Source organism: Celeribacter ethanolicus (assembly GCF_002407265.1).
In the GTDB taxonomy this organism is placed as follows: Bacteria; Pseudomonadota; Alphaproteobacteria; order Rhodobacterales; family Rhodobacteraceae; genus Celeribacter; species Celeribacter ethanolicus.
This window is the reverse complement of the sequence record NZ_CP022196.1, coordinates 2,484,244-2,510,059: the sequence shown is the minus strand read 5'-3', so window position 1 is coordinate 2,510,059 and position 25,816 is coordinate 2,484,244. Positions and strand designations below refer to the sequence as shown.

At 55.7% G+C, this 25,816-nt stretch carries 23 protein-coding genes and 2 pseudogenes; 7 read left to right on the top strand and 18 right to left on the bottom strand.

Going from position 1 to position 25,816, the window contains the following annotated elements; genetic code table 11:
* Window positions 1-66: 66 nt before the first annotated feature.
* From CEW89_RS21055 to CEW89_RS12350, 4 genes are all read right to left on the bottom strand, one after another.
* Window positions 67-2,169 carry a hypothetical protein gene (locus CEW89_RS21055; protein ID WP_198403418.1) on the bottom strand — a complete coding sequence of 701 codons (2,103 nt, stop codon included), beginning with the start codon at window positions 2,167-2,169 and terminating at the stop codon, window positions 67-69.
* Window positions 2,170-2,320: 151 nt separating this feature from the next.
* On the bottom strand, window positions 2,321-3,124 hold the full coding sequence (locus tag CEW89_RS12360; protein ID WP_096806097.1) for a metallophosphoesterase: 804 nt from the start codon (window positions 3,122-3,124) through the stop codon (window positions 2,321-2,323).
* Between the two features lie 175 nt (window positions 3,125-3,299).
* Window positions 3,300-3,596, bottom strand: coding sequence for a hypothetical protein (locus CEW89_RS12355; protein ID WP_096806096.1), 297 nt, complete (start codon window positions 3,594-3,596; stop codon window positions 3,300-3,302).
* A 3-nt stretch (window positions 3,597-3,599) separates the two neighbouring features.
* Window positions 3,600-4,451, bottom strand: a complete 852-nt coding sequence (locus tag CEW89_RS12350; RefSeq protein ID WP_157779841.1) for a hypothetical protein — start codon at window positions 4,449-4,451, stop codon at window positions 3,600-3,602.
* Between the two features lie 103 nt (window positions 4,452-4,554).
* Here CEW89_RS12350 and CEW89_RS12345 point away from each other — a divergent pair, with 103 nt between their 5' ends.
* The 3 genes and pseudogenes from CEW89_RS12345 to CEW89_RS12335 form a co-directional block, all read left to right on the top strand.
* Window positions 4,555-4,776 (top strand): helix-turn-helix domain-containing protein, encoded by a 222-nt coding sequence (locus CEW89_RS12345; protein WP_244906054.1) that lies wholly within the window; start codon window positions 4,555-4,557, stop codon window positions 4,774-4,776.
* A 294-nt stretch (window positions 4,777-5,070) separates the two neighbouring features.
* The gene (locus tag CEW89_RS12340) at window positions 5,071-5,307 is read left to right on the top strand and encodes a helix-turn-helix domain-containing protein (protein ID WP_096806093.1); all 237 of its coding nucleotides are present in this window, start codon (window positions 5,071-5,073) and stop codon (window positions 5,305-5,307) included.
* Between the two features lie 638 nt (window positions 5,308-5,945).
* A pseudogene (locus CEW89_RS12335) lies at window positions 5,946-6,455 on the top strand (IS3 family transposase); the annotation flags it as partial.
* Window positions 6,456-6,621: 166 nt separating this feature from the next.
* Here CEW89_RS12335 and CEW89_RS21475 read toward each other — a convergent pair.
* The 10 genes from CEW89_RS21475 to dcm all read right to left on the bottom strand — a co-directional run bounded on the left by CEW89_RS21475 (window position 6,622) and on the right by dcm (window position 17,561).
* Complete coding sequence (locus CEW89_RS21475; RefSeq protein WP_096806092.1) at window positions 6,622-6,882, bottom strand: PAAR domain-containing protein; 261 nt, start codon at window positions 6,880-6,882, stop codon at window positions 6,622-6,624.
* 28 nt (window positions 6,883-6,910) lie between these two features.
* Window positions 6,911-7,906, bottom strand: a complete 996-nt coding sequence (locus CEW89_RS12325) for a hypothetical protein (protein WP_157779840.1) — start codon at window positions 7,904-7,906, stop codon at window positions 6,911-6,913.
* Window positions 7,888-8,853 carry a hypothetical protein gene (locus CEW89_RS12320; protein WP_157779839.1) on the bottom strand — a complete coding sequence of 322 codons (966 nt, stop codon included), beginning with the start codon at window positions 8,851-8,853 and terminating at the stop codon, window positions 7,888-7,890. The genes CEW89_RS12325 and CEW89_RS12320 overlap by 19 nt, the downstream gene beginning before the upstream one ends.
* Window positions 8,835-9,710, bottom strand: a complete 876-nt coding sequence (locus CEW89_RS12315) for a hypothetical protein (RefSeq protein WP_157779838.1) — start codon at window positions 9,708-9,710, stop codon at window positions 8,835-8,837. The genes CEW89_RS12320 and CEW89_RS12315 overlap by 19 nt, the downstream gene beginning before the upstream one ends.
* 43 nt (window positions 9,711-9,753) lie before the next feature.
* Window positions 9,754-11,403, bottom strand: a complete 1,650-nt coding sequence (locus CEW89_RS21050) for a hypothetical protein (protein WP_096806088.1) — start codon at window positions 11,401-11,403, stop codon at window positions 9,754-9,756.
* Window positions 11,400-12,350, bottom strand: coding sequence for a DUF4123 domain-containing protein (locus CEW89_RS12305; RefSeq protein WP_096806087.1), 951 nt, complete (start codon window positions 12,348-12,350; stop codon window positions 11,400-11,402). Before CEW89_RS12305 ends, CEW89_RS21050 begins: the two co-directional genes overlap by 4 nt.
* 2 nt (window positions 12,351-12,352) lie before the next feature.
* Entirely contained in the window at window positions 12,353-14,296 is a 1,944-nt protein-coding gene (locus tag CEW89_RS12300; protein WP_096806086.1) for a type VI secretion system Vgr family protein, read from the bottom strand.
* Window positions 14,297-14,498: 202 nt separating this feature from the next.
* On the bottom strand, window positions 14,499-15,869 hold the full coding sequence (locus CEW89_RS12295) for a type II restriction endonuclease (protein WP_096806085.1): 1,371 nt from the start codon (window positions 15,867-15,869) through the stop codon (window positions 14,499-14,501).
* Window positions 15,866-16,342 carry a very short patch repair endonuclease gene (locus CEW89_RS12290; RefSeq protein WP_096806084.1) on the bottom strand — a complete coding sequence of 159 codons (477 nt, stop codon included), beginning with the start codon at window positions 16,340-16,342 and terminating at the stop codon, window positions 15,866-15,868. Before CEW89_RS12290 ends, CEW89_RS12295 begins: the two co-directional genes overlap by 4 nt.
* Complete coding sequence (gene dcm, locus CEW89_RS12285; protein ID WP_096806083.1) at window positions 16,335-17,561, bottom strand: DNA (cytosine-5-)-methyltransferase; 1,227 nt, start codon at window positions 17,559-17,561, stop codon at window positions 16,335-16,337. Before dcm ends, CEW89_RS12290 begins: the two co-directional genes overlap by 8 nt.
* A 610-nt stretch (window positions 17,562-18,171) precedes the next feature.
* Between dcm and CEW89_RS12280 the strand changes: the two genes are divergently transcribed.
* Window positions 18,172-19,032 carry a hypothetical protein gene (locus CEW89_RS12280; protein ID WP_157779837.1) on the top strand — a complete coding sequence of 287 codons (861 nt, stop codon included), beginning with the start codon at window positions 18,172-18,174 and terminating at the stop codon, window positions 19,030-19,032.
* A gap of 367 nt (window positions 19,033-19,399) precedes the next feature.
* Window positions 19,400-19,612: a hypothetical protein gene (locus tag CEW89_RS12270; protein ID WP_096806080.1), complete on the top strand. Its 213-nt coding sequence runs from the start codon at window positions 19,400-19,402 to the stop codon at window positions 19,610-19,612.
* A 22-nt stretch (window positions 19,613-19,634) separates the two neighbouring features.
* On the opposite strand, the gene CEW89_RS12265 is transcribed toward CEW89_RS12270, so the two are convergent.
* Both CEW89_RS12265 and CEW89_RS21230 read right to left on the bottom strand, forming a co-directional pair.
* Window positions 19,635-20,855 (bottom strand): hypothetical protein, encoded by a 1,221-nt coding sequence (locus CEW89_RS12265; RefSeq protein WP_096806079.1) that lies wholly within the window; start codon window positions 20,853-20,855, stop codon window positions 19,635-19,637.
* A gap of 243 nt (window positions 20,856-21,098) precedes the next feature.
* Window positions 21,099-21,389, bottom strand: a pseudogene (locus CEW89_RS21230) (IS6 family transposase); the annotation flags it as partial.
* Between the two features lie 52 nt (window positions 21,390-21,441).
* On the opposite strand from CEW89_RS21230, the gene CEW89_RS12260 reads away from it, so the two are divergent.
* Window positions 21,442-22,416 (top strand): XdhC family protein, encoded by a 975-nt coding sequence (locus tag CEW89_RS12260; RefSeq protein ID WP_066704756.1) that lies wholly within the window; start codon window positions 21,442-21,444, stop codon window positions 22,414-22,416.
* Window positions 22,413-22,979, top strand: a complete 567-nt coding sequence (locus CEW89_RS12255) for a nucleotidyltransferase family protein (protein ID WP_096806078.1) — start codon at window positions 22,413-22,415, stop codon at window positions 22,977-22,979. The genes CEW89_RS12260 and CEW89_RS12255 overlap by 4 nt, the downstream gene beginning before the upstream one ends.
* Before the next feature lie 56 nt (window positions 22,980-23,035).
* Here CEW89_RS12255 and CEW89_RS12250 read toward each other — a convergent pair whose 3' ends face one another.
* Entirely contained in the window at window positions 23,036-25,348 is a 2,313-nt protein-coding gene (locus CEW89_RS12250) for a xanthine dehydrogenase family protein molybdopterin-binding subunit (RefSeq protein WP_096806077.1), read from the bottom strand.
* Window positions 25,341-25,814, bottom strand: coding sequence for a (2Fe-2S)-binding protein (locus CEW89_RS12245; RefSeq protein WP_066704752.1), 474 nt, complete (start codon window positions 25,812-25,814; stop codon window positions 25,341-25,343). Before CEW89_RS12245 ends, CEW89_RS12250 begins: the two co-directional genes overlap by 8 nt.
* Between the last annotated feature and the right edge of the window lie 2 nt (window positions 25,815-25,816).

Genomic DNA, 25,816 nt, shown 5'->3' with positions numbered 1-25,816 from the left:
ATGAAACCACCTGAAATGCAAATACGGCATCATTCATCGCCTGTAATTTTCAGATAAAGTTCCTAATCAGTTAGGGAGTTTCAAGCGCTCCCTATAAACTCCAATTCGCTTTCGAGAACGTTCGACCACATCATCATAGTACAACAGCTCCGAGTAGAGTTGTCCAATCCCAACTTGCGTTTCAGGTTCCCGAATATCTATTGTATCAAACCACCCTTTCGCACCCGGCAAGGGCTTAAAGCTACCCAGACGGGCGGTGTTGATTTTGTCGCCAATGAGATAACCGTAGAACTTCCTTAGTTTGCCTTTAGACTTGGCAGCCAGCAACGTGGCGTACTCCACCAAATCACCAAAATGATTGTCCAAACTAACTCCCGGCGCTTTGAACTCAACTATTACGACCGCCCCTTCTTCATGGAAAAGCGCAATATCAGGCCGCACAGCCTTGTTTTCCTCACTCATGCGGTCAAGAAGCTCATCAACGCGTTCGTCTATTTCTTCCTCAAACAACAATTCATCGCCTAGTTTGATCTGGCTCAGTCGCTTGTCCGAGGCGATGTAGTCGTAATAGTGATACTCTTCACTTAGAAGCCACACATCGTGGTCTGAAACCTCAGTGCTATCTTTCCGCATAGGAAAAAAGATATTGTGAATGAGGGCTTCGTTCTTCTTTCGCTCTCCGGGCTGCACGTCAGTTTGGACTCTCAGAAGTTCTTTCACTGCCATAGCTAGAACTTCGATCATATTGGATCGCCGCACCACCAATTGGGACAGATTAGCCATGTCCACAGTTTTTAATGATGCTGTAAACTGCCAAGATAAGTCATCGACTTTGCGCCGGAAGTCATCGCTGTCGGGCTCTAGTCGCGCAATTGCTTCCTTCATCGACAAAAGGCTAGCCGTTTCATCCACCACTTTTTCCTGCAAGTTCTTAAGCGCCCGTTTAGCAACACTTGAAGGCGTATCACCAAATGACACTCGTGTATTCGAATGGGAAAGCATTTCTTCCGACACACCAAAATCATGACCGACTTCAGACACGATCTTGTCACGAGACCAATCAGGGGGCGTAAGTAGCTCCTGCACCTTGTCATCAAGCTTAGCATAAATGTCTTCAAAACTGATCGGACTTCCGTCAAACAGGTCAGCGTTCCCATTTTCTCGCGGAATTTTATCGAACCCATCGCGCTGTTCATTCACACCTTCATCAAGCAACGGGCCTTCGACAAGGATTATGTGGTAGAAACCTTGAATTGCATTGTTTTCAATCGACTTAGATCGCAAGTAGCGTTTGGTTATATCCTCAGAGATTGCAGATTTCGCACACAATCCAACAACGTTCTTCGGCAAAGGATACTTGCTCTCATCAAGCTTGTAGTGCGTCACGGTTAGTGGTGCGTGAATAGTCTGATCGCCTTCTAAATGAACAATATCCAGATTGTGCACTGAGGTGCGCTCGGGAATGTCGGATGCACTCAATATCGCGTTTGACCTTACGCCATCAAAATCGCTCTCAAACGCGATACGAAAGTTCCCAAGAACCTCTTTGAGGCTTACAAACCTCTGTAATGCACTGAATAAAACATACTGCTTGAGCGCCTCAGCTTGGAACCACTCTTGAACGAATTGAACGGTGAAAATAGTTTCGCGGATTTTGGGCAAAACTCCTGAAAGCGTTACCCCCGTCCCAATCTTACCACTGTCACGCGGTTCGATTAGAAAATCGGATTCTTCAATTTCCTTTCGGGCTTCTTCAACAGGCAAGTATACGCCGTACTTCTCACCATTCTCTGAATACAGCGACGACACTGACAACTTTGAGAAATGATGAAAGAACTGAACTCGACCCGCCCCTTTGCAATTGCCGATGCCCGGAATACTAAGATCGTCTTTGTATGATGTGTCTTTGGTAAGGAACGCCTTTAACTGATCCGGTCCAAAACCACACCCATTGTCAACGCATTCAATTTCCAAGTCGCATTCTTGACCAAGCAGATCTGTTTTTTGCGCTTTGGTTGAAAACTTGATTTCAAGACTCAAATCGCCGTCCGTGGCAGCGCGCCTAATCAAAAAAGCATCAATCGAGTTTGCCATCAACTCGTCGACAACGACGAAGGCATTCTTGCTTTTGCGAGTATTCTTGAGGCTACCACGGATGTCTAATGTCATGACCTAGCCTTCAATGCCTTGCTTCCATGTAACTGCACTTATCGGCGCTGACACTCACAAGGTCAATCTTGTGGCTCATTTTCGAGGCAACGAGATGCTTGCCATTCAACAAACCGCCTTCTCCGCATTGCTGCCATTCGTATTCGACACATCAAATCTCCAGTACGAAAGCTGGATCAAACTCAGTCCCCTCCCCCGGATACCCCCGCTGGTTCGTGACAAAGCGGATCGGGCCATGTTCCCCCTCGCCGGTCCAGGCCTCCCCCTCATGGCTATGGCCCCAGATCCACGTGTGGATGTCGAAGCCTCGGATTTCATCCCAGAGATCGCTGGCAAAGGCGTTGTTCAGCGCGCGGTTTATGTTGCTTCCGACAGTTCGCCACGGGGCGATCAACTCACGGACGGGCATATGATGGGTCATGACGACCGTTTTGCCATCATGGGGCTTGCTCAGCTCTGCAAGAATGGCCTTCTTGTCTTTTGCGTGCTGCCTTCGCATGTGATCGAGCGTAAACTTGGCCTTCGGCGCGGTTCGGATCGCGCGATAATCCATCATCTGGCTGGAGACCATGATTTCGGCAAGATAGTCGAACTCAGGATAAAGTTGCAGATCGGTCCAGAGTGGCGCGCCGATGATGCGCACGCCCGCGATCTCGGTGGCCGCGCCATGCAACACACGGATGTCGAGACCCTCAGCGCGGAACGCCGCAAGCTGGCATTCTTCCTCCCCCAACAGCTCCGACCAGATCGAGCCGTAGGGTTCGTGGTTGCCCCAGATCGCCACGACCGGGCAGCCATACTTGCGCGCCGCCCGTGCTGGGATTTCCAGATGGCGACCCATCGTATGGGTGTCGCCCGCGATCAGCACCCCATCTACAGGTGCAGACAGGTCGGGCAAGTCAAAACCTTCCCAGAATTCATCATGCAGGTCACTCCAAACCAAGAAACGAGGCATCAGTATTACTTTCTCATCACATCAGGACATTCTCTCGGGCCGAAAGGAGGCTTGCCATCCTTATTCCCACGCCATGGGCCGTCGAACTGTTTTTCGTAAGATGCGTCATCTGCTGCCAGAGCAGACTTGCGCTTTGGGCTGTCGATCCACTGAGTTTCCATGAGAGACGTCTATCCTATTCTTTGCGGTGCCAAATCACATCCGAGACGTCCACCTTGCGGGCCTTGAGCAGGAAGAAGGCGCCCACGCCCACAAAAGGCATCCCCCACCAGTTCATGCCCTTGCCGTCTATGAACGCAAGCGCGAGCCCGATGAATATGACGACAGCCGCCGACCAGTAGACCTTCAGGCGCTTGGCCCATTCGGGCGTCGTGTCTTTGGTGGCCAGACAGTTTGGGCAAACGTCTGCCCGGCCGTCCATTTCGGTGTAGCAGAACGGGCAGGTCTGGGTCTCAGATGCAGTGTCGGCCATGGTTCACAGATCCATATCGGCGGGCGCGACCGGCGCGTCGTCCGTCAACGTTTCCATGATCTGACGATCTACTTCGGCCACATGCTGGCGGATCAGGTCGAAATCAGTCAGCGAAAAGCTGATGGTCGAAGTCTGCGCGCCACCGTTAAAGCTGACCGAGAACAGCGCCGTGCACCCCGGCATGATCTGCGTTTCGCGGTGCTGGCGGAAACGGTATTCGGCATCGCCACTGAAACCACCTGAACAGGGCCGATACTGTGTCGTTTTGCGGGAGCCAAAGCGATCCACAGTCGTGATCTCGTGCAGCGGCTGACCGTCAAGATCGGGAATAAAGCCGTCATCCCCCCAAGCCCAGGTCGCACCATAAGCCGTGCGTTGCGACGGCGGGCCATAGCGCTCCTCCAACTGCGCGATCAGCGCGGCGGGTTCGGGCAGGTTCTCGTTCGGCTCACGCATCGTGCGCCGGATTTGCAGCACCCGCCCGCCCATGGTCTCGGTCGCCAGCGTGGCGGTGATCTCGGCATAAGGATCGCGCCCCATGCGGGTGTGCAGCCCCACGCCCTGTGTCACCAACTTTTGGTCGAAGGTCAGAGCAAAGGCGCGCCCCTCGCCATTCTCGACCCGCAGCGCAACCTGTTCGGGCACGAGGATCAGCATCATCCGTTCTCCGAACATGCTGCTCGCCTCCATCGCCTCCGCCCCCGGCTGAATGTCGAGGATGGCGTAGGGATAAGGGCGCGGCTCGGGGGTGAGCGTTTCGGTCAGGTGATCTTGGGCGTGGGCCGCAACAGGGAAAACTGTGAGGGGAGCAAACAAAGCGCCGCAAAACATCAATATATGAGAAAATCTTTTCATTTTTTCACCCGTCAGGTCGCATGAATATACGATAATGGCTCAATTTACATATTATAGTTGATAACATTAAAGTATGTAAACCGCGACCTTGTTGCGCATGGATATGCGCAAACTGGTCGGTCGGAATTTTGCACGCCTGCGTCGGGAAAAAGGTCTGACACAGGAGCAGGTCGAAGAGCGTTCAGGCCTCAGCCAGCAGTATCTAAGCGGCTTAGAGAGGGGTAAGCGCAACCCGACAGTGATCACCCTGTACGAACTCGCACAGGCACTTGGCGTTAGTCATATCGAATTGGTGCAGCCCGACACTTCTGCACAAGATTCATAATAACAATTTGTTTTGAATGGCTTTGTGAATTGGTTCTTCAACGATGAAGCTTTTCTGATTTACCTGAAAATCGCCAACTTAGCCTTCAGGGCGCGGTTTCCGAAGCAAGCCATTCTATAGCGCTGTCAGTTTATCCGCCTTCTGTGTCTGTTTTCTCCTTCGGAAGGCTAAATAAAACAGACATATATACACAACATATAGAACATCATTCGAATAAATTGGACAAAATCAACTATATGTTGCGATACCAAATAAAGTGTGCGATTCGATAAACGAATCAGTGGTGAGGCGAGAATGCCAGAAATCAAAAACCGACATGAATGGTTGAAGGCAGCCTTGAGAGAGCGTGGCTCTTCATTTTCCCAGATTGCTCGTGAACTTGGGGTGGGCCCGTCGTCAGTCGTCCATGCCGCAAAGCGGCGGCACGTCTCAAAACGAATTGAAACTGCAATTGCTGAGCGGCTCAGCAAAGATATCGAAGAAATCTGGGGCGAAGCCAGAGAACAAACCCAAGAGGCCACGCAATCATGACATAAAGAAATCAACAGATACCCAGAAAAGGCAAAGGCCCGAAAGCTGCAAACTTCCGAGCCCTTTGTGAAGATCAATGACCTCCAACGCTTGGCCCATTGATCACCTTTTCCGGAACAAAAGTCAAACAAAAACGCGTGCAGGCGACTGCTCGCGACCAACTTTTGTACGCAAGGAAAACACCAATGAATGCCATTCAAGGCGCGGAGAGCAGCTCCGGCGTCACCCTCCCTCTCATGTCGCGCGCCACACGCATGGTGGCGATGCGATCTAGGTTCAGCTGCCGTGGCTGGACAACGGTTGCCAGAAAACACGATGGTCACCGCTTCCGGGTCCAGTTCGAGAGTTTGCTCGAACTCTTGACGATCCACATGGCGACAACCCGCCCGAATTTCGCCGATCTGATCGAACAGCCGTTCGAAGTTTCGTTCATCGACGCGTCAGGTAAAAAGGGGTGCCACCATATTGACCTGTTGGTCACACTGACGGACGGGCGCAGGCTGGCTGTCGCTGTGAAACCTGCGGCTAAAGTTACGGACGAATTTCGAGAGAATCTTGCGGCTATAAAACGGCAATTACCTGACGAACTCGCCGACGACCTGATCCTCGTTACAGACCAGAGCTTCACCCGTGCTCAGGGGCCGAACCAGCGGTGGAGCCTGGACTTCGTGTCGGACTCGCTTTCCGAGGGACGCAGGTTCCGCATCCTAAACGTGATCGACGACTTCAGCCGGGAATGCCTGGCCTCGGTTGTCGATACGTCGCTGTCGGGCGTGCGTGTTGCCAGGGAGTTGGACCGGATTGCCGAGATGCGGGGCTATCCTTGCATGATAGTGTCGGACAATGGCACCGAGCTCACCTCGAACGCGATCCTGAAATGGCAGGAGGACAGGCATGTGGAATGGCATTACATCGCGCCGGGAAAACCGATGCAGAACGGCTTCGTCGAAAGCTTCAACGTCCGCCTGAGGGACGAGTGCCTGAACGAGCACCTCTTCGCCAACCTGCGCCATGCCCGTCATCTGATCGCGGCATGGCGCGAGGACTACAACTATCACCGCCCCCACTCGAGCCTCGACGGGCTCACCCCGTGGGAGTATCATCAACGGTCAAGAGAGGACCAAACCCTGAACAGAGCTAACCAATAAACGCGGACTCTCAGGGGAGCAGGTCAGCAGCGAGAGCAAAAAGTTTGTCTCTAATAGACGCATTTTTTGCCCTGAATGCGGGGGCGACACCCGATTGCCCTTTATACAAGGTATTACGCCTGTACTCGTAATCCACTTTGGGGGCTGCTAACGACAGGTACAGTCGCTAATCGGGGATCATTTGTTTCGAAGATCCGGACACAATCGTTCCACCATGGCTGGTTGTTGAACCAACGTAAGCCGTTTGTTTTCCGTCAGTTATGCAGCTTGATGAGCCAGACGTGATGGTAGCACCACATCCAGTTACATCTCCTACACATGCAACCGGCAATCCGTCACAGGTGGATTTGGAGGCAACACTTACAATCGCGTTGCTCCCGTGAATTGGGCAAATGTGTTTGTCCCCTAAGCATGCCACAGGTTTCATGTAATACCGATCCTAATCTTATCCAATTTCAATGAATGATTTGCCATTGCCCAGTCTGGTCCTTCCAAAAGTAAATGAAAAGCGTAGCTTCATCGCCCCACTCACGATGGCGAAACTTGAGAGGGATTGGAACAAGTGCCGCCAAGCGCCCCTCCCCAAAGAGTTCAAGATGCGATCCTACGGCGGAGTACGGAACTGGATCATAGTCGCTCTGCGGACCGATGACAGGATCGAGCGACATTGCCGTATAGGTCTCTGTGTCGAGCCCTTGCGCCGCAGACATATTGCTCAGAAATGGCCACAAAGCTTGCCGGTATAGCGCACTGTCTTTTTGGGAAAGAATATGAAACAGACGCTGATATTCACCTCTGAGACTTTGCTCGGTATCTGGCGTTGCAGACAGGATCTGTCCTTGTTGCCATGCGAATTCGGACAGCGGCAGAGCGACCTTTAAACGTAACTGATAGGTGTTCCAGCTTTCCGGGAGGCCATCGCCTGAGATATGCGTTAATTCTCCTGCTTGTAGTACCTCCTGCTCAGAATGGCGTTCTTTGACTTCCACAAGATACCTGCCCTCAGGTGTCAAGACAGGTTTGAGTTCAAAGTCAGACACCAACGGTCTGTTTTCACCAATGCTTGGCCAACTGACGCCGGTGTAGGCCCCTATCGCAACTTTAAGTGAAGGGACGACGACCGGATCCGATGAAGGGGTAAAGCGCACACGAAACGTCATCGTGTTATCGCCGGAATGAAACGCCTGATTGATCGGAAACTGTGTGTCGAGAGTTTGTGAGGCCGTTATCGGAGCGGCAGGATCAAAAAGGGGCACGTCTTCCACACGGACATCCACCGCACCCGAGGTGACGGACAAATCCATAAGGATCGCAGTGTTGCGCAAGGCTATCTCTTCGGTTTCAGCCGTGTCGGGCACAAGAAACGCCATTCCAAACAGCATGATGCCGAACACATAATGGCCCCACTCAACCGTGCGTTTCTGTACCAATCTCAATGAATGATCTGCCACTGCCCCGTCTGGTCCTTCCAGAAGTAAATAAGTAACGCCCCTTCCTCACCATAGGCTTCGTTTCGATAGGTCAATGGCATCGGGACGAGCGCAGCCAGCCGACCATTCCCATAAACGCGGAGTTCAGATTTCGAGATGTCGAACGGGAGAAATTCCGTACCGCTTTCGGGCCCGAACATCGGACGAACGTTCAGCGCGATGAACTGCTCCAAGCTTACGCCAAATGCAGCGGCTTGCCGCGTGAAATAGGGCGAGAGAGCTTCGTTCATACCGTCAAAACCTTGGGCAATGTGCGTATGAAGCTTTGCGTATTGTTCAACAAGTTCACGCTGCATCTTTGCGTCCGGCGTGAGGTGTTGCCCTTGCATCCATGCCAGAGGCGGCAAGTTCAACCCGATATCAAGGGTCAGCCCGAACATGTCTCCTTCGTCGGTCGATGCGATGTTCCCGGACTGTGATGCTGTCAGGTACTCCTGAGCTGCATATGTGACAGAGAAGTCGCCTTCCGTCGCATCCGTTTCAAGGCGATATTGGACATCTATTGCAAAAGCTCGGTCATCAAAAGGCATCGGAAAATCGGCTGCGGGCCAATACCCAAAACGTGCATGGGCATGTTGGTCCCAGCCAGGCGATACTTCGGCGTTCGGGGCAACCGACAATGTGACTGAGTTCTTGCCCGAAGCGAACGCGCTGTTCAGCGTCATAACCGTAGAAAATGGCCCGTCCGATCCGAGCGGAAACGATGGGTCGGAGATCGGCACATCATTCACCCGCAGGTCAAGCTGTACACCGGAAAGAGAAATGTCCATTCCAAGTGCGGTTTGAGCCGGGTCGCGTTCGTTTGCCAATGAAGGCGCGGCAAAGCCCCCAAAAGCGGCGCAGACATAGGCCAAGATCAGAAAAGCTCTCAGAGGAACACGACCTCTCTTCAATGGATGATTTGCCATTGCCCAGTCTGGTCTTTCCAAAAGTAAATGAAAAGGCTGGCTTCCTGTTCTGCTTCGGGATTCCAATATCGGATTGGAAGAGGCAATAAAGCAGCAAGCCTGCCATGACCATAAAGCTGCACCTTGCTTTCATCGGCATCGAACGGACGGAGCGTAAACCCAGCGTCTCCGGAAAGTAACGCCTCATAGCCGGAGGTATAATATTCCGCGTCGCTGGCGCCGACGCCCCCGGCAAGACGATGGATATAGGGGGCCAAAGCCATTTGAGCGGTGCGTCCTCCCTCTGCAAGCGCGGAATGCAGCTTCATATATTCACCAGAAAGTTCTCGTCGTAGTTCGGGCGTGACCTCAAGAACCTGCGCGGACTGCCAGGCGTCCTGCGGGAAATCGATCATCACCTCTGCTGTCACCGACCATGTGTTCCAACCATCGGTTGTGCCATCGCCAGCCGTTTGGTGTATCTCGGCGATTGTGACCAGCGGCTCCCCTGAGCCAACCATCTGTGTCATTTCGAGCTTGCCCGGATCATTTTGCGAAACAGCTACGATTACATCAAAAACAAAATCCGATCCCTGAAAGAGCTCGGGTATGGTTCCTGCTGGCCAGGAATGCAGTCGAAGATGAAGGCCTGGCGTCCACTCTGAATTCGGTTTGAACTGTACAGCGAAAGATATGGTATTCTGACCTTTGGTAAAGGCCTCATTCAATGTCAGCTGCGTTGCGATCTGCGCGTCAGTACTCAGAGGGACCTGCGGATCCAGGATAGGCACATCATTGACACGGAAATCGAGCGCGGCGGCGCTTAGATCCAGATCAATCCCAAGCGCTGTTTCCGAAGGGGCGAGTTCATTTGCCATCATTGTGCTCCCTGACATCATCAAACTTATCATCAATACCAGTTTAGAAATCCACATCGTAAAACACCTCTTCTTTGCGTATTGGGATTTCTTTTTTCCTCTGAGCACTCATATCGACAACACCGAAACCGCGAACTTTTGCTTCGGCAGCGACATTCACCTTAATGCCGTTCCATCCGACTTTTGCGTGCAACTTCTTATCAGTTTGTGGTGAAGGGATTGTCTGGAGTGCCGCAGTGAGTTTCGATTTCGCACTTCCTGACGCGGAAAAAGTGCTTTCCACGATATAGGCTTTTCCTTCTGCCTTCACGATAGCGGCAATCGAAATTTCGAGTGATCCAGATACCTGTCCCTTGCCCGACCATCTCGTCTCATTGACTTTGCGAGATATAGCTACGCTGGCATCGCCCAGATTTCCGGTAATCGTTAACGTGATAGCCGCATGAGCAGAAAGGTGTGCGTTGCTACCTTTTTCCCCGATACCCTTCGCCATCACCTCGCGCGCTTTACGAAGAGCCTCCGCGAATCCAGGCGCCACACCGTTGGCCGCCGTCAAAAGCGCATCAATAATATCGAGCTTGGCTTCGATCCCGATCAGAGGGGCGAAGCCCATTGTCACATTCGCTTCGATCCCTACGGCAGCCGGATCGGTGGGATGCTCCACCAGCTTGAATTTACTCGTTCCGAGATTGACCTTGTGGAACACTGAAATCGACGAATGTGTGGATTTTTCGCTGGTTCTCGATCCTTCACCCGTCAGGTCCTGAAGTTTGGACAGCGTCTTGTCGAGGAAAGGAATAAGGGATTTGGAATGATTTTCCGGATCGGTTTTGCTCTCTCCCTTGCCATCGATGGAAAAGGTAGATGCGCCGAAAGTACCGTTGAGCTTACCAGTCAAAGCCACGCTGGGAACAAAGGTAAAGTCCGTGTAGTAGGTGCCTTTAATCTCGTAGCCAAAACTTGCAGCCGTCCATTCGAGTTTGGGATAAACCTGAAGCACGCTGTCGAACGTCGTCTCGCCACTGCAAGTGTCGAGCTTTAGAGAATAATTTGTTCCAAGTTTCTCCAGATCGCCAAACAGTGTGTGCTTTGTGGCGTTGACAAATCTTTCGATGTCCGTTTGTCCAAGATCGGTATTTCCGGGATAAGACAGTTGAATTTCATAGTCTTCTTCGGTCTTTTCTTCTGTCTCCCCGCCTTCCATTTTGATCAGGGATTTTGGCATCTGCTTTGGCATGACACAGTCGCCATGAGGTGTCCTGTCGAGCGTCACCTTCAGCAGATCATATCCGGAAGCGCCCCCTTGATCCGCCACAAGAACGAGTTTGCACTGAGACTGGCCATCACCTTTATCCTCCTGTGGCAAGATAAGGCGTCCCTCTCGGTGCGAGCAGCCGAGCGTTATCGAATTCACGCAGCATGGCATAGCCGCCTCGCAATCGCATCCCGCTTTGCCTTGAGGCTGATCGTGCAATGCTTCCGCTGACGGAATGGCTCCATCCGAACTCAGCGGTTCGCCACCATTGGACAAATAATCCCCATACTGATGTTGCGCAGTGATTTCACTGACCGTTTCCCCTTGGGCACGAGCACTGGAAATAGACCGCATGGTTTGCAACGGGGACGAGAATTTATCGGGATGCGCACCGACCAACGCTTCGATGTCATCCAGTGTTGGAACATAATCTGTCATGAAATGCGCATTCTTTCCAATTGATCCCAAATATCCAAATCCTGAGACGCCTGTGCAGGATATGACTTGTCGCTCGCAGTTGTGTACCAGTTTTGCAAAGCGACAAATTTTTCGCGAACAGAGGCCCACCTCAGAGTTAAAACCTCTCGCGCCCCCGGGTGACTTTCGTCGAAGGTGATTCCGAATTTCAGCATGCAATTCGCGAACAACCTGATTTGGCGCACGGACGTTAAATCATATCTCGCTGCGCGCGCGGGCGCTGCCGCTGCAATGTCAAGAATTTCGGTATCGGACCTGTTCCGCGCCATAAGATGCAACTCGCGAGCCAACTTGCGTTCAGCCCTCCGGGCTTGCAGACTTTCAAAGCGCCGATACTCGGCTGTTCCGATCTGAAAACTCTGAGACCCACTTTCCGGCGGATATGCTGGCGGGAGCGGGAGCGTTAGAAACTTAGACCTGAATTCGTTATGGTGAGCCAATGGAGAAAGACCACATCTTTCACCGAGAAGAGGGGATAAAGGAAGCGCAAGCCGGTCGAATGGTCGCATAAACATCCGGAGTTTCTCTGCCTCAAGTGCATGACTAAGGTCGAACAACACACGAGGATCATAGAAACGGAAATAGACTGGAGCCTCATTCTGCGGCGTTTTCAGCATCGTGTAGCGCCGAAAATGTGCACGCAAATCTCGTATGGGCCAATGGGACGTAAAGATGAATCCCCAATGCGTATCATTCGGAAGGAAAGACGCCATCTCGGAGATTTTATCATCGATGCTGATCATCCAAGGCGCATGAATGGGCTGCTTCTGACCCGTTTCGCGATAAAAGCAACAGTTCGCGGTTCGCCCGAGAAAATGCGAAAGATCAGGGCAATTCACCCCGTCCAAAACAAGCCATGCAGGAGAGCCCTTCGGGGACAGGAACTGATCTATAGTTACACCAACCATGATTAGGCTTCGTCTTTAAGGGGGCAGTGGCTGACAAAAGGTGAGCCTTCGCCTGCTGCAGCCTTCAGAACAGTCGGAATGGCTGGGATGGCGGCTGCTCCCGGAGAGGCGTTGCCGACGTTCAGAACAGGAGCGACATTCACAGCTCCTCCTTGCACCACAACTGCAGAACTGCCCGCGACAAGTGTGATTTTCGACGCATCGATAACAATCTCCCCACCTGCTTTGAGCGTCAAATCTCCGCCCGTTTGCAGCGAGAAGTCAGCACCCACTTTGTGGCCATGATTGCCGTCAATTTTTTCACTTAATGCGCCAATGACAGTCAGCCCCATATCGCCTTCAACGGAAACAGTCCGATTGGCCGCAACGGAGAGCATTGAATCATTGCCAACCGAAACAGCATCATCAAATTCGACGCGCCGTTGAGACGAATTCTCAATATGCATATCGAGATTCTTTTGTGCGTGAAGATAGACAAACTCCGCACCGGCCTTGTCTTCAAAGGTCAGTTCGTTAAAGCCTTCACCGTCGACTGAATTGGTTTTGAAAGTGGATCTACTCGAGTGTAGAGGAAGCGCGGCAGGGGGCATTTTCTTGCCGTTATAAACGCACCCGGTGACCAGCGGTTTGTCCGGGTCGCCGTCGAGGAATTCGACCACGACTTCCATGCCGATCCGAGGGATGACCATGCCACCCCAGCCGTTGCCCGCCCAGCTCTGCGACACACGGCAGCGCATCGAATAGGCCGCGTCGAGGTCCCAGTGGAACTGCACCAGAATGCGCCCGTATTCGTCGCAGTCGATCTCGCCATCGCCCGCGACCACCGCCGTTTGTGGACCTTTCACGTCCGCCCGCGCGGTCTTCAACTCCGGCACCAAGGGCGCGTCGGCAGGCAGCAAAACATAGCGCCCGGTGTAGGTGTAGCCGTCGCCCTCTTCGCCGCCGGAACCGTAATTGTCCGACGTGTAGCTGTGATGCGCCACGAGGCACAGATAGTCCTCCCCCGTTCCCGGCAGAGGCTCGCCGCCAAGCGTCACCCGCAGCCCCGCGCCAAGCGCAGGAATATCGCCCTGCGCCTCAAAGCGCCGGTCCTGGCCGGTCTCGCCTTCTGAGCGCAGCCGCGCGACCACATCGCCACGGCCCTGGTCGAGGTAATCCCCCGGCCAGTCAAAACTCTCGATCTGGCCCTGAGCATAGGTCGAAGAAGATGAAGAATTGGTTTCCATCGCCGCGGTCGGCGTCTTGAAATTGTAATCCGTCAGCCGCACAGCCCCGGTCGTGATCCGCCGCGCCGGACGCCATTCCCAGAAGTGCTCGATTTCCTCCTGGTGGTGGCCATCATAGGGCTTGAACGGGCGCGCGCCGATGGTCGCATGGCTCTCGACAATGTCGGTCAGAACCATCAGGTGAGAGCCGCTATCCTGTTCAAAATGATAGGAAATCCCGTGCCGTTCCATGAGGCGCGCGGCGAAATCCATGTCGCTTTCTCGGTATTGAACGGTGTATTCGAGTTCCGGGTAATCGAGCGTCAGCCGGGGCTCCATCTTGCCCGCCGAGGCATAGGCACCGAGGAGCTCGGCGAGGATGTCGATCACGGTTTTATTGTGAAAAATCCGCTGGTTGCGGCGCAAAGAGGCGAGCCAGAACCAGGGTTTGAGCGTCAACCGATAGCGATGCCCATTCTCGCCCGCGCCCATCCACCGCGCTTCGGAAATGATGCCGTCAAAAGGCTTATCCGAGCCGTCATGGGTGCGCAGGGTTACGGTGGCATGGGTGCCCAAAAGCGCATCGAAATCAATATCATCGGCGGAGGCGAGACAGTCGACGTGGTAGGTGAAAAGCCCGTTGACCCGCTCCTCGCCTTCAAAGCGCATCAGGACCAAAACGTCCTCGCCAAGTGCGGTGGTCAGGCGACCCATGCGGGAGGTTTGCGAGAAGAAATTCATGCGAGAAACCGGAAGACTATGAATGCGTTGGCGTGAGTGTAACCTCGTGAAAGATCAACTCAAGGGGGAAATTGGAACGTGCAGTGTCATGAGCGAGAGAACGTACTTGGTGTAAGCGGGCATATCCACAAACCGGATATTCGTGCGGCGTGCAATGCAGGACTGGTTTCCGCCCTTCATGCCTAAATAACCGGCGATCGTACTACCCCCATACTGCCAAATTCGGTTCCACCACCTCATCGCAGAACCGCCGGAAGGTCAGCACGTTCTTGTGCCCGGCATATTCGGTCTCTTTGGCGTCCATCAGGCTCTCGGGGATCACAAGCTGTACGCCAATGCCAGCCATGTCCTGAATGGCGTTGCCCGCGATGTTTTCGTCCACGGTGGTCAGATAGAGCCTGCGTTCGCCTTTTTCGCGCTCAACCTGTTTCCAGCGTTCGCGCAGGGTGGTTTTCGCGCTCAGGATCAGACCGGTTGCGGCGATGGCTTCACCGCTGTTGATGAAGGCGAGTGAAGGAAGAATGAAGTCGGGCCGCTTCTTCGCCTCGATGACCACCTGCTTTTCGAAGGGAATCTTTCCTCCGCTCAGCATCGCCTCGATATGGTGCTCATAGGAATAGCCCGCTCGTGATTTCCGCTGCTGGCTGGCCGACAGCATCAGCGCGTCAATCCGGGGCAGTTCACTGATCAGCTGCCGGATGATCTCCGCGACGGTCATGTCGCGTGGCTTGTCTCCGAGGACGATGCGCACCAATTCGACCGCCCGCTCGCGGCGCTGGAAGTCGCGGAACATATCCCACTCGATGCTGCGGCTGATTTCACGGAGCGCATCACCGGGGCGATCAATTGCAAAGGGATCGAGGCAGTCCAGACCGTGGATTTCCAGGTAACGGGCGCTGGCAAGTCCGGCCAGTTCTTCGGTTTTCGGCATGGCAGCATGGGAGCGGCCGAATTCGACGATCGCGCCTGCCTTCCATGCTGCGATCAGCTCTTCCGCAAAATCCAGAACACGGTCCTGTTCACGTGCCCGGACCTCAGCGGGCTCAAATTCACCGATCAGGAAATCCGGCGTGATGTCGAGTTGCAGGAGAAGCAGGTCGGCTTCATCGCCGGCGGAATCGATGGTCAGGCATTCGTAGACGGCGTTTTCACCCTGCCAATACCGCCCCATCACGAGGAAAGAGGCTGGCGAAAGCTGCTCGAAGCACTCTTTCGGCAGGCGCGTCATATGCGTCTCGGGGCCCTTGCTCGTGTAATGCACGATCCTGGTGCGTTTGGCCTGCTCATCGCCCGAAGCCTGCGGCCAGAGCGTATCGAACCAGGCCTCCCGGATCGGGGCCGCATCCGGGTCTTTGCGCGGTTTGACCTCCAGCGGCGGAAAGAACCCGCCTTCGCGCTGTTCCGCCGGGATATAGATCCCGGCCTGGTGCTTGTTGGCGTAACGCGCCCAGTCACGGTCATTGTTCGAGAGCTTCTTGACCAGAACCCGCTCAGCCCGGCCCAGCAAATCCGTCAGAAGCCCGGCCGGACCGCCGCCTTCACCCTCAAAATCGAAAATACCCTGCTCGCTCAACTCAAATCGCCTGTTTCTGTGTGCAGGCCTTCGAGACTCAGCCTTTGGCCCTCAGAACATATCCATCGGGTCAGGGAGTCAATCGCTGCTTCCGGCGACAGCCTGCCACGCCCCTTCAGCGCGCATTCCCAGACCGTCGCAACGCGCCAGCCGGAGACAAGAAGCATGTCAATATTCCGCGCGTCCCGCTCGATGTTGCCGGTAATCTTCGTGCGCCAGAACTCCTGCCGTGTTGCGGGCCATCGAAAGAGTGGGCAGTCATGACCATGCCAGAAGCAGCCATTGACGAAGATCACAGCACGGTGCTTTGGCAGCACGATGTCCGGCTTTCCTGGCAGTTTCCGGTCGTGGAGCCGATAACGAAAGCCACGGGCATGAAGCCCGCGCCGGATCAGCATTTCCGGTTTGGTGTCAGCCCCCCGGATCGCCGCCATGTTGCGGCTGCGGGTTTTACTGTCGTGAACGTCAGCCAACTTTTTTGAGCGGTTCAGCTCTCGTCAGCGCGAGGATGTGCGGAGCCATGACCTTTGCCACCTCGGAAAATACAGGCACCGCGACCGAGTTGCCAAATTGCTTGTAGGCCTGTGTATCCGAGACCGGGATCCGGAAGTCATCCGGGTAGCCCATCAGGCGTGCGCATTCGCGTGGCGTGAGGCGGCGCGGGTTGTTGCCTTCGCCCCGACTGACCAGAATTTCAGAGCCGTCCTTGTAATAGCGGGCCGAAAGCGTGCGCGAGATACTATCCCCATCCACCAAGCCAAAGCCGAACCCATTCCCCTTGGCCTTATGCTTCGCGGCATAGCCTTGCAGATAGGCCCAGAGCTTATCGGTCAGGGTGTATTTGTCGCTGACCACCGCATCCGGCCCCACCGTGAAATGGCCCTCGGGCTGTTCCGTGCCATTCTCGGGGTGCAGAATATGGCGCATCCGTTTGGTGCCGTAAGCCGGGAGATGCACATCATCGAAGCTGAACCCGGTCGCTTCACGGAAGCCGACCATTACGATCCGCTCGCGGTGCTGCGGCACGAAATGTCCAGCGTCGATGATCCGGGTTTCCAGCGTGTAACCCAGCTCCTCCGTCAGCTTGCGACGGATGACCTCGAAGGTCCGACCCTTGTCGTGGCTTTTCAGGTTTTTGACGTTCTCCAGCATGAAACCCGCAGGACGGTGGTGCATGAGGATGCGCAGTACGTCGAAGAACAGTGTTCCCTGGGTTTCATCTTCAAAACCATGAGCGCGGCCGAGCGCGTTCTTCTTGGACACCCCGGCGATCGAGAAGGGCTGGCAGGGAAATCCCGCGACCAGCACGTCATGCGCGGGGATGTCTTCGGCCTCGACCTCCCGGATATCGCCCACCGGAAGCCGGTTGTCGGGAAAGTTTGCCATATAGGTCTGCTGGGCGTATTTGTCCCATTCCGAGGTGAAGATGCAGCGCCCGCCCGCGCTTTCCATTGCCCGCCGCAGCCCGCCGATCCCCGCGAAGAGATCGATGAAGGTAAAGGTCTTTTCCCTATCGCCAGGATCGCGACGCCGCTCGATCTCCATGTTCAGCAGGCGGATCACACTTTCACGGGGGATTTCCTCACCGCGCTTCCAGCGATAGATGTGGCCTTCCGAATAGCCGAGCACGCGCGCGGCCTCTGGAACAGTGTATCCGGCCTGCGCCAGAAGTGTCGAAAAATCAGCCTGCATGTGTCAGCGCCCCTCTGGGTATTTTTCTGACACAATGTCTACATGAGTCACCTTAATCAAGAACAAACGACGAAATCAGACGGATTTTGCAGATGCCCAGCCAGCCGGATTGCTCCAATCAGGTACATGCCTCCTGCGGGGCGGGTTCGCGCTGCAAATGACGGGGACTCCATGTCCTGCCATCAGGGATAGCGACTGCCGTCCCCACCTTCCCCTGCCGTGTGGGAGGCGATGTCAGGCGGGGCCGGTGTGTGCAACGGGAGCCGGAAAATCCACATGAGCGAGACGCCAAGGATCGAGCGATTGTGGAGTTTCCGGAAGGCGTCAGCGCTTGCCTCAAATCGGCATCGTGGCAATTTAGTTAGCGGCCGCGCGGCTTCAAGGATCAGCCCAGCCAAAAGTGCGGGACGGCAGCAATGCGGACTTCGATGTCGTTCGTCGATGGCGCGAATGGCCCTGATGACAAGGTTGACAGCGGACTCGCGCTTCAAATGCAGGTTTACATGCGATCCCGTTCATGTTGCCTGCCATCATCAAAGGAGCCATATTCTTCTAAGACGACGCAACCGGGAACCAGAAAACCACAGTTAAAAAATGTTCGCCTACGTGGATGAAACCGGTAACACCGGCAAAAACATATTTGACCCGGATCAGCCTGACTTTTTCACGGCTGCATTGGTCACGAAGACGAATTTCGACGTTCTGCATGGAAGGGCGCTCCAGTCGATTTCCATGCGCAGGCGTCCCGGCCCTGCATGCCTCCGTGGTTGGAATGGGGCCAATCGAGAACGCTGCGGGCGACATCTTGAGCCTACTCAAGAAAATTGATGCCCGCTTCTTCGTATCTCGTGTAGAGAAGCGATACCTACTGGCAACCAAAGTCTACGATGTCTTCTTCGACTCAGGAGAGAACCCAGCTGCCTCATGGTCAGCGTATAACATCAGACCTCTGAAGATGATCCTTTGCTTCAAGGTCGTGACCTTGATCACTGAGCAGATTGCCCGCGACTTCTGGGACATGCTGATGGCGCGGAACGAAAAGACTGCCCGCCAGACAATTCCTGTTATCTGCGAAGCTCTTTTGGCGCAGGTGCCGACTTTAGCAGATGCGCGCTCACGTGAAGTCGTAACAGAGACGCTAATATGGTCTCGCGATCATCCAGAGGCACTCGACATCTTCATCGAGGGACGGCAGGCCAAGAATGGCCACATGCCCAACATGGTTGCTTTCGCAAATCTCCTCGATGGCTTGGAGGGTTTCTCGAAACGCTGGCGTCGGCCCTTGAGGAAGATTGTCCACGATCGACAATCTCAGTTCGAGGGGTCGCTCGCTGAGTGGCATAAGATGTTCTCTAACGCTTCCGATGAGCCGATCCATCGACCCGGCGAAACCATTGTATTTCAGAAGGTGGCGGGGTCTACCTTTGAGGTTTCCGCTGTCGGACGACAGCGCCGGAATTCAGATCGCTGATTTGATCTTGTGGTTGTTTCGGCAGCATCTCTCGGGAAAACGCCTCCCGCCCGCATCGGGGCGGCTCCTAAACTATGTTTTCAAAAAAGGCTACCACAGCGACTTTTCTTTCGACGGAGTCGGTCAGCAGGTGGAAGAGCAATATCGCCAGATTATGGCGACTGAACTGACGCCCGAGATGGAACAGGTAGCTCAGAAAATAATTGCGGATAACGAACAGCACTGCCGCCGTATGATCCGCGCAACGGACAAATTCGTTTCCGTTGGCTTGCGCATACCTTCCCGAGGCCGGAGAGGAGACGGCTGAAGTGGCGAGTTTTCAGGTGCCGTCTCCGGCCACACTGAACCGAAAGGGAATCTAGATCTGATGCGCCTGATGCCGATTTACCAAAAACCCAATACCAGCAGGGCCGCGAAAGGCCACAAGATCGCCGATTTCGGAAACTATGCCCCTTTGAACTGGTTCATCACAACGACCCTCGCCAACCATCTGGCGGCGCTGACATATTCACGTGAGACGGGAAACCAGAAACTTTGCGACAGTACCGGGGCACTTTTCTGCGGAAATCAACAGATATGAAGCCTGATCCTGAAGGCGATCACTAATCGCTATAATAAGAATAATGGACCGCTTTTTTGATTGTAGAGCTCAAGTCAGCATCTCCAATTGGGTAGGAGTAATCGAAAATAACCAACTTCCCGGGTTGCAGAGATGTGACAGCTTGACCAACGGTGCGCTCGTCCAGTTGGCTTTCTTTTGCCAGAATATAGGTGTCAGGATTTATCCCGAGAATACTGTCCGTTTTCTTGTAAACCGTATAATCTGGGTGCTGACTGGTAAGTTCAGACAGCTCATCTTCAGATGAAAGCGATACTTCCTGACTGGAAATCCGAATGGTCGCCGGACCAGCCTCGCCTTGCTTGCTAAATGTGTAAGCGCCGTCGCCCTCTTCCGTCTGCCAATCATTCAGGAAGGGAATCTTTAATGCACCGGATCCTATAAGGCGTTTCATAGGATCATCTGGCCGAGGATCAAGATATACGTCGACTGGTGAGCTGTTTACGAGAGCGCTGCTGTTGCCAGAGCCTTGAAAATCAACGTTTTCAGCGGATATGTCGGCATCGGCCAAGCCGCTTAACCCAAGTTCTTGCCGGATGTCTTTGATTTTTTCCAGGCACGGCTGTACCTCTGCGCGATTGCAGCCAATCGCGACAGCGTAAACCAGTCCGCCATTCTGATTGAAAAGAAGCATCATGTCCTCAAGGGCGGGGGATCGCGAAACCCACAGGATGCTTTCCTTTTGGCTCTCGTTATCAAAATTAATGCCCATGTCGGACAGGCGGGCCGAAACACTTTGCGGGTTGGTAATGTTCACGCCCGAGAATATCGGATTCGCGAAGCCGGAATAGGACGAGCTCAAAAACACTTCTTGCGGCTCTTTCAGGATCGCAGCCATGGCAATGCTTTCGCCGTATTCCGGGTCCTTGAAGGTCAGATGCGTGTTCTCAAGGAAATCATCGTCCATCAGGCTGGGAAAGTCCGTTTCCCACCCCTCCAGAAACGGGAAGATTTCATTCTCGTTGGTGAAAACGATCTGATCCCGAGAAGCGTCCTTGTGTGGAGTCCAGGGGTTGGAAAGGGGGGTTTTGGCGATCCAGGCAGACAGATCATCTGGCAGGGTCTGCTCCACCGCGAAGCTGCTTTTGGGTAGGTTGTCGAGCAGGGTGGGATAGGCAGGTTCTTGGTCCCTGTTCAAAACAAAAAACGCCGCTCCGCCCAAAGCAATGATGGCGCTTGTTGCGATAATAAACTGATTATTCAATGCTCTTCACAGCCTCCCGTCAGTCTGTGTGCAGCGATCACCTACTGCGTTTTGAAAATAGAACTTGCAAACCCACACAGGAGTCACCGGGTTCCTGCAGCTTGTAGGCTCGGAACGGTCAGCAGGACTCGTATCCAATAGATACGGTGGCCGCTACCTGAAAATCGGAGCTTTGCGCACTCACGAAAAATTTGCAACAGAGCCCGGTATTTGGCGTAGGCTTCTGCAATCTCCGGCATCAGACCCCTTGATCGGTATCATGACTTCATCTAGGTGCCATTTGTCAGTCGGCGCAGGCCGGTCAAGCTTAACACAACGGACGAAATGCTGACCGAACCGGTTCACTCATTTGCTTACGGTTCCCCGGCTGAAGATTACGGCTCTCTCGGCAAGCAGGTCTTTAACATCCGCCGTGCTGAGGATGAAACGGTGGTGCGCTCAAACTGCATAAGTGATAATCACACATGGGAAGTGGAAGCCTTTCAGGCGCGGCATCTCAACTGGTATTTTCCTCCGTCTCCAGTTGGACCGCATCAGCGCCCGCAGCAAGTTGGCAATCTCTCCCCGGACAGGCTAAAACATCGTCATGATTACCGTGCGCGCCTTTGATTTTCCCATCGCCTCCGCCATCGCCCATGTGCGCCGTCAGGCCGAAGGGGCCGCACCCGGATGCGTTCTGGCGGTGATCGCTGCCACCGGCGGGCCGTCGTTTCGCCCCGTGGGGGCGAGCATGATTGTTATGGCCGATGGCACCTGTTTCGGGGCGCTGTCGTCGGGGTGCATCGACGGCGATGTGGCTCATCATGCCGCGCGCGCCTTGCAAGAGAAGACACCGCGCAAATTGCGTTACGGGCAGGGCTCGCCTTTCATGGACATTCAACTGCCCTGTGGCGGATCGCTGGACATTTACCTGATGCCTGTGCCGGACATCTTTCGACTTGAGCCGCTCGAGTCCTCTCTTGGCGGACGCCGACCGGTCGTCCTGGGGCTGGACATGGCGCGGGGTGACATCTCGCTGGAGGCGGCGGCGCAGGGCGATCTGCACCTCCACATTTTACCTGACACGCGTTTCGTGATCTTCGGCGCCGGCACCGAGGCGGTGGCCTTTGCCACGATGGCGGCCGCGGCAGGCTATGACAGCGTTCTGCTGTCGCCCGATGCCGACACGCTGGGCATGGCACAGCGACAGGCGCCCGGGCTCCTCACCCGCCAGATCACCAGCGCAACCCTGCCCGAAGACGTCGTCATCGACCGTTACACCGCCGTGGCGATGTTCTTTCACAGCCATGACTGGGAGTCGGAAATTCTGGGACGGGTGCTTGGGTCGGAGGCGTTTTACATCGGCGCGCAAGGCAGCTTGAGGACCGCCACGACCCGGATCGCGACGCTGCGCGCCATGGGCTTTGGCGAGGCGGATCTGGACCGGATCAAAGGCCCGATCGGGGTCATTCCATCGACCCGAGACCCGCGCACCTTGGCGGTGTCTGTGCTGGCCGAGGTGCTGTCTCATGAGAGCGCCACGATGGTGGACGGTGTGGCTTCGACGCGGCTGGCGTCGTGAACAGCGCCGGGCTTGTACTGGCTGCCGGTCAGTCGCGGCGCTTTGGTAAAGAGAACAAGCTGCTTGCCCCGTTTCGGGGTACACCGCTTTGTGCCCATGCCGCAGAGGTGATGCGGGCCGCTCCTCTCGACCTGAGGATCGCGGTGGTGTCCGACCCGGAGGTCGGCGAGGTCTTCCGTCTGGCGGGGTTTGAGGAGATCGTTCTGCTGGACGGCGACCCTGTGCAAAGCGACAGTCTTCGGGCCGGAACAGAGGTCGCAGAGCGTGCGGGCGCGGCGCTTTTGCTGATCTCACTGGCCGATATGCCGAACGTGCCTTCGGCGCATCTGGAAACGCTTTTGCAAAGGGGGCACGCTGATCCGGCGGCGAGTTTCGACGGGGAGAAAACGCTGCCCCCGGCGGTTTTTCCTGCGCGCTATTTCGCGCAGCTTAGCACACTCACGGGAGATCGTGGAGCGGGGACCTTGATCCGGGGTTTGCCTGAGCACCAATGCGTCGCCCTGCCACCCGACGCCCTGGTCGATATTGATACGCCGGAGGATATCGCCCGGCTGAGACATTAAAAAAAACCGGGGCCGCTCTATGCCGCCCCGGTGTCTTCTTTGCCGAAAAGCTAGGCTCAGCTTGCGAGGGCTGCGCGGAGCTTCTTCGGTGTCATCGGTAAAGAGCGCAGACGCACACCGACCGCGTTGTAGATTGCGTTGCCGATGGCCGGTGCGACAACAGTCGTTGCGGGTTCGCCCAAGCCCACGGGCACCTCTGCGCTGTCGATGAATTCGACCTCCATCTCCGGCGTGTCGATCATCCGTAAGGGGGTGTAGGTGTCGAGGTTGGTGTCGCGCACGTTGCCCGCTTCGATTTCTGTCCCCTCGTAAAGCGCCATGGACAGCCCCCAAAGCGCGGCACCCTGTGTCTGAGCCAGCGCGCCGTCGGGATCGACAACGATGCCGGCATCCGTCACGAGATGCAGTTTCTCCACCGTCACCTCGCCCGTCTCGCGATTCACTTTCACGCGTGCAGCACAGGCCACCCAAGTGGGCATGTCACGTTCCTGACCGAAGCTTGTCGCGATACCGATGCCAGTGTCGGCGGGAAGGTCTTCGCCCCATCCGGCCAGTTCAGCGGCCCGTTTCACAACTGCCGCCTGACGTTTCGCGCCGCCGATCGCATTGGGAGCGGAACCGGCGTTGCGGCCCTCGGCGGTGAAGAGGCTCAGGCGGAACTCAAGCGGATCGCGCCCGAGTTTATGCGCCGCCTCGTCCATGAAGCTTTCCACGGCGAAGTTGGTCCAGCCCGGCCCCACGGACCGCAGCCAGCCGGGGCGGAAGGTGGCATTGGCGAGATCGTTGGAGATCGCCCGCACCTTTTGTGCGCCGACGGAATACCAGTGATCGGCGCCCGCAATGGCGAAGGGGTCGTAAGGTTCGTCGTTGATGCCCTTGGGCATAAAGCCCGGGATCATGACTTCGGTCGGCCAACCGGCGGTGGCGTGATGTTCCATGCCGATCACAGTTCCCTCGGCGTCAAACGCCATTTTGAGCTGTTGCACGGAGGCCGAACGCGGGCTGTCGAACAGCACGTCTTCGGGGCGCATCATCACCATCTTGACCGGTTTGCCACCAAGCGCCTTGGACGCCAGCGCGACGGGGACGGCGTAATCGCCATTGAGACGACGCCCGAACCCGCCACCCAGCATGTAGGTGCGCATCACGATCTTGTCGGCCTCGACGCCCAAAGCGGTCTGCAAGGTCGGCAGGATCAGCGATTGCCATTGGTTGCCGGTGTGGATTTCCCAGACTCCATCGGCATTCTGGAAGACGGTGGCGTTGAGTGGCTCCATCTGGAAATGCAGCACGGTCGAGGTGGTATATTCTGCCTCAAGCACGTCAGCGGCACTTTCGAACACGGGCGCGGTGTTGGTGTCGCCGGTGTCGAGGATGGACCCGACATCGGGGTTGGCGATCAGCTCCCGCCCGTGGTCCTGAATTTGCGCTTCCGTGACATCGGCGGTCGGACCGGCGGCCCAGGTGACCTTGACCTTCTCCGCCGCGCGCTGCGCCGCCATGAAGGTTTCGCCGATCACCATGACCCAGCCCGGCACCGTGCCCGACGGATCGTCGAGGGTCAGGGTCTGGACATAGCCTTTGACCGATTGTGCGGCGCTGTCGTCCACGTTCGTGACGGACGATCCCAGACGGGTCGGCGGCAAAAGCGGCGCGGCATAGACCATGCCGTCGATTTTGGCGTCGATGCCGTAGATGGTTTTGCCGGTGGTCTTGTTGGCGATGTCGAGGGCGGTGACTTCTTTGCCGACGAGGCGCAGATCCGAGACCGGCTTGAGCGGCAGGGCTTTGAGCTCGTCTTCGGTGAAGCTGCGGGTGATGCCTTCGGACACGAGATCCGCATAGCTGATCGCATTGTCGCCGGAGGTGATCTTCCCGTCGCGGGCCACGCAGTCGGAGGTCTCGACGCCCCATTTCGCGGCGGCGGCTTCGATCAGCGCGGTGCGCCCGGCGGCGCCCGCCTGACGATAGAGCGGCCAGCTTTGCCACACGGACCAGCTTCCGCCGGTGACCATGAGGCCCCATTTTTCGGCGCTGTCGACATGGGTGATGCGCACATCCTCCCAGGAAACTTCAAGCTCATCGGCCAGAATACGGGCAATTGCCGTGCCGACGTGTTGGCCCATTTCGGCGCGGATGATGTTGACGTTGACCTTGCCTTCGGCGTCGATGGAATACCACAGCGAGGGTTCATAGACAGCGCCCGCAGGCGCAGGCGGTACGCCATCGGGCGTTGCCGGGTCCATCGCGGCGAGACCGGCACGCGGGAAGCCAAAGGCGGCCCCGGCGGCAGTCATGGAGATCAGAAAGCCGCGACGGGTCAGTTCAGCCGTAGCTTCACCACGCGGCGGAAGTTTGAGCTTAGCCATTGGACCGCTCCTCTTTCATTGCGGTTGCGGCCTCGCGCACGGCGTCGCGAATGCGCGAATAGGTCATGCAGCGGCACAGGTTGCCGGTCATCACCGCGTCGATGTCGTCGTCGGACGGCTCGGGGATGTCCTGCAAAAGGGCAGCGGCCTGCATGATCTGACCGGATTGGCAGTAGCCGCATTGCGGCACTTTCAGATCACGCCACGCGGTCTGCACCGGGTGATTGCCTTCGGCGGAGAGGCCCTCGATGGTGGTAATCTCCGCGCCATCGACGGCGGAGACGGGGGTGACGCAGGAGCGCGTCGCGCGCCCGCCGACATGGACGGTACAGGCGCCGCACATGCCAACGCCACAGCCGAATTTGGTGCCGGTCAGGCCGATCTCATCGCGGATCACCCACAGAAGGGGCGTATCCTCTTCGACATCGACCTCAATCGCTTTTCCGTTGATCGTAAAACGAGTCATTC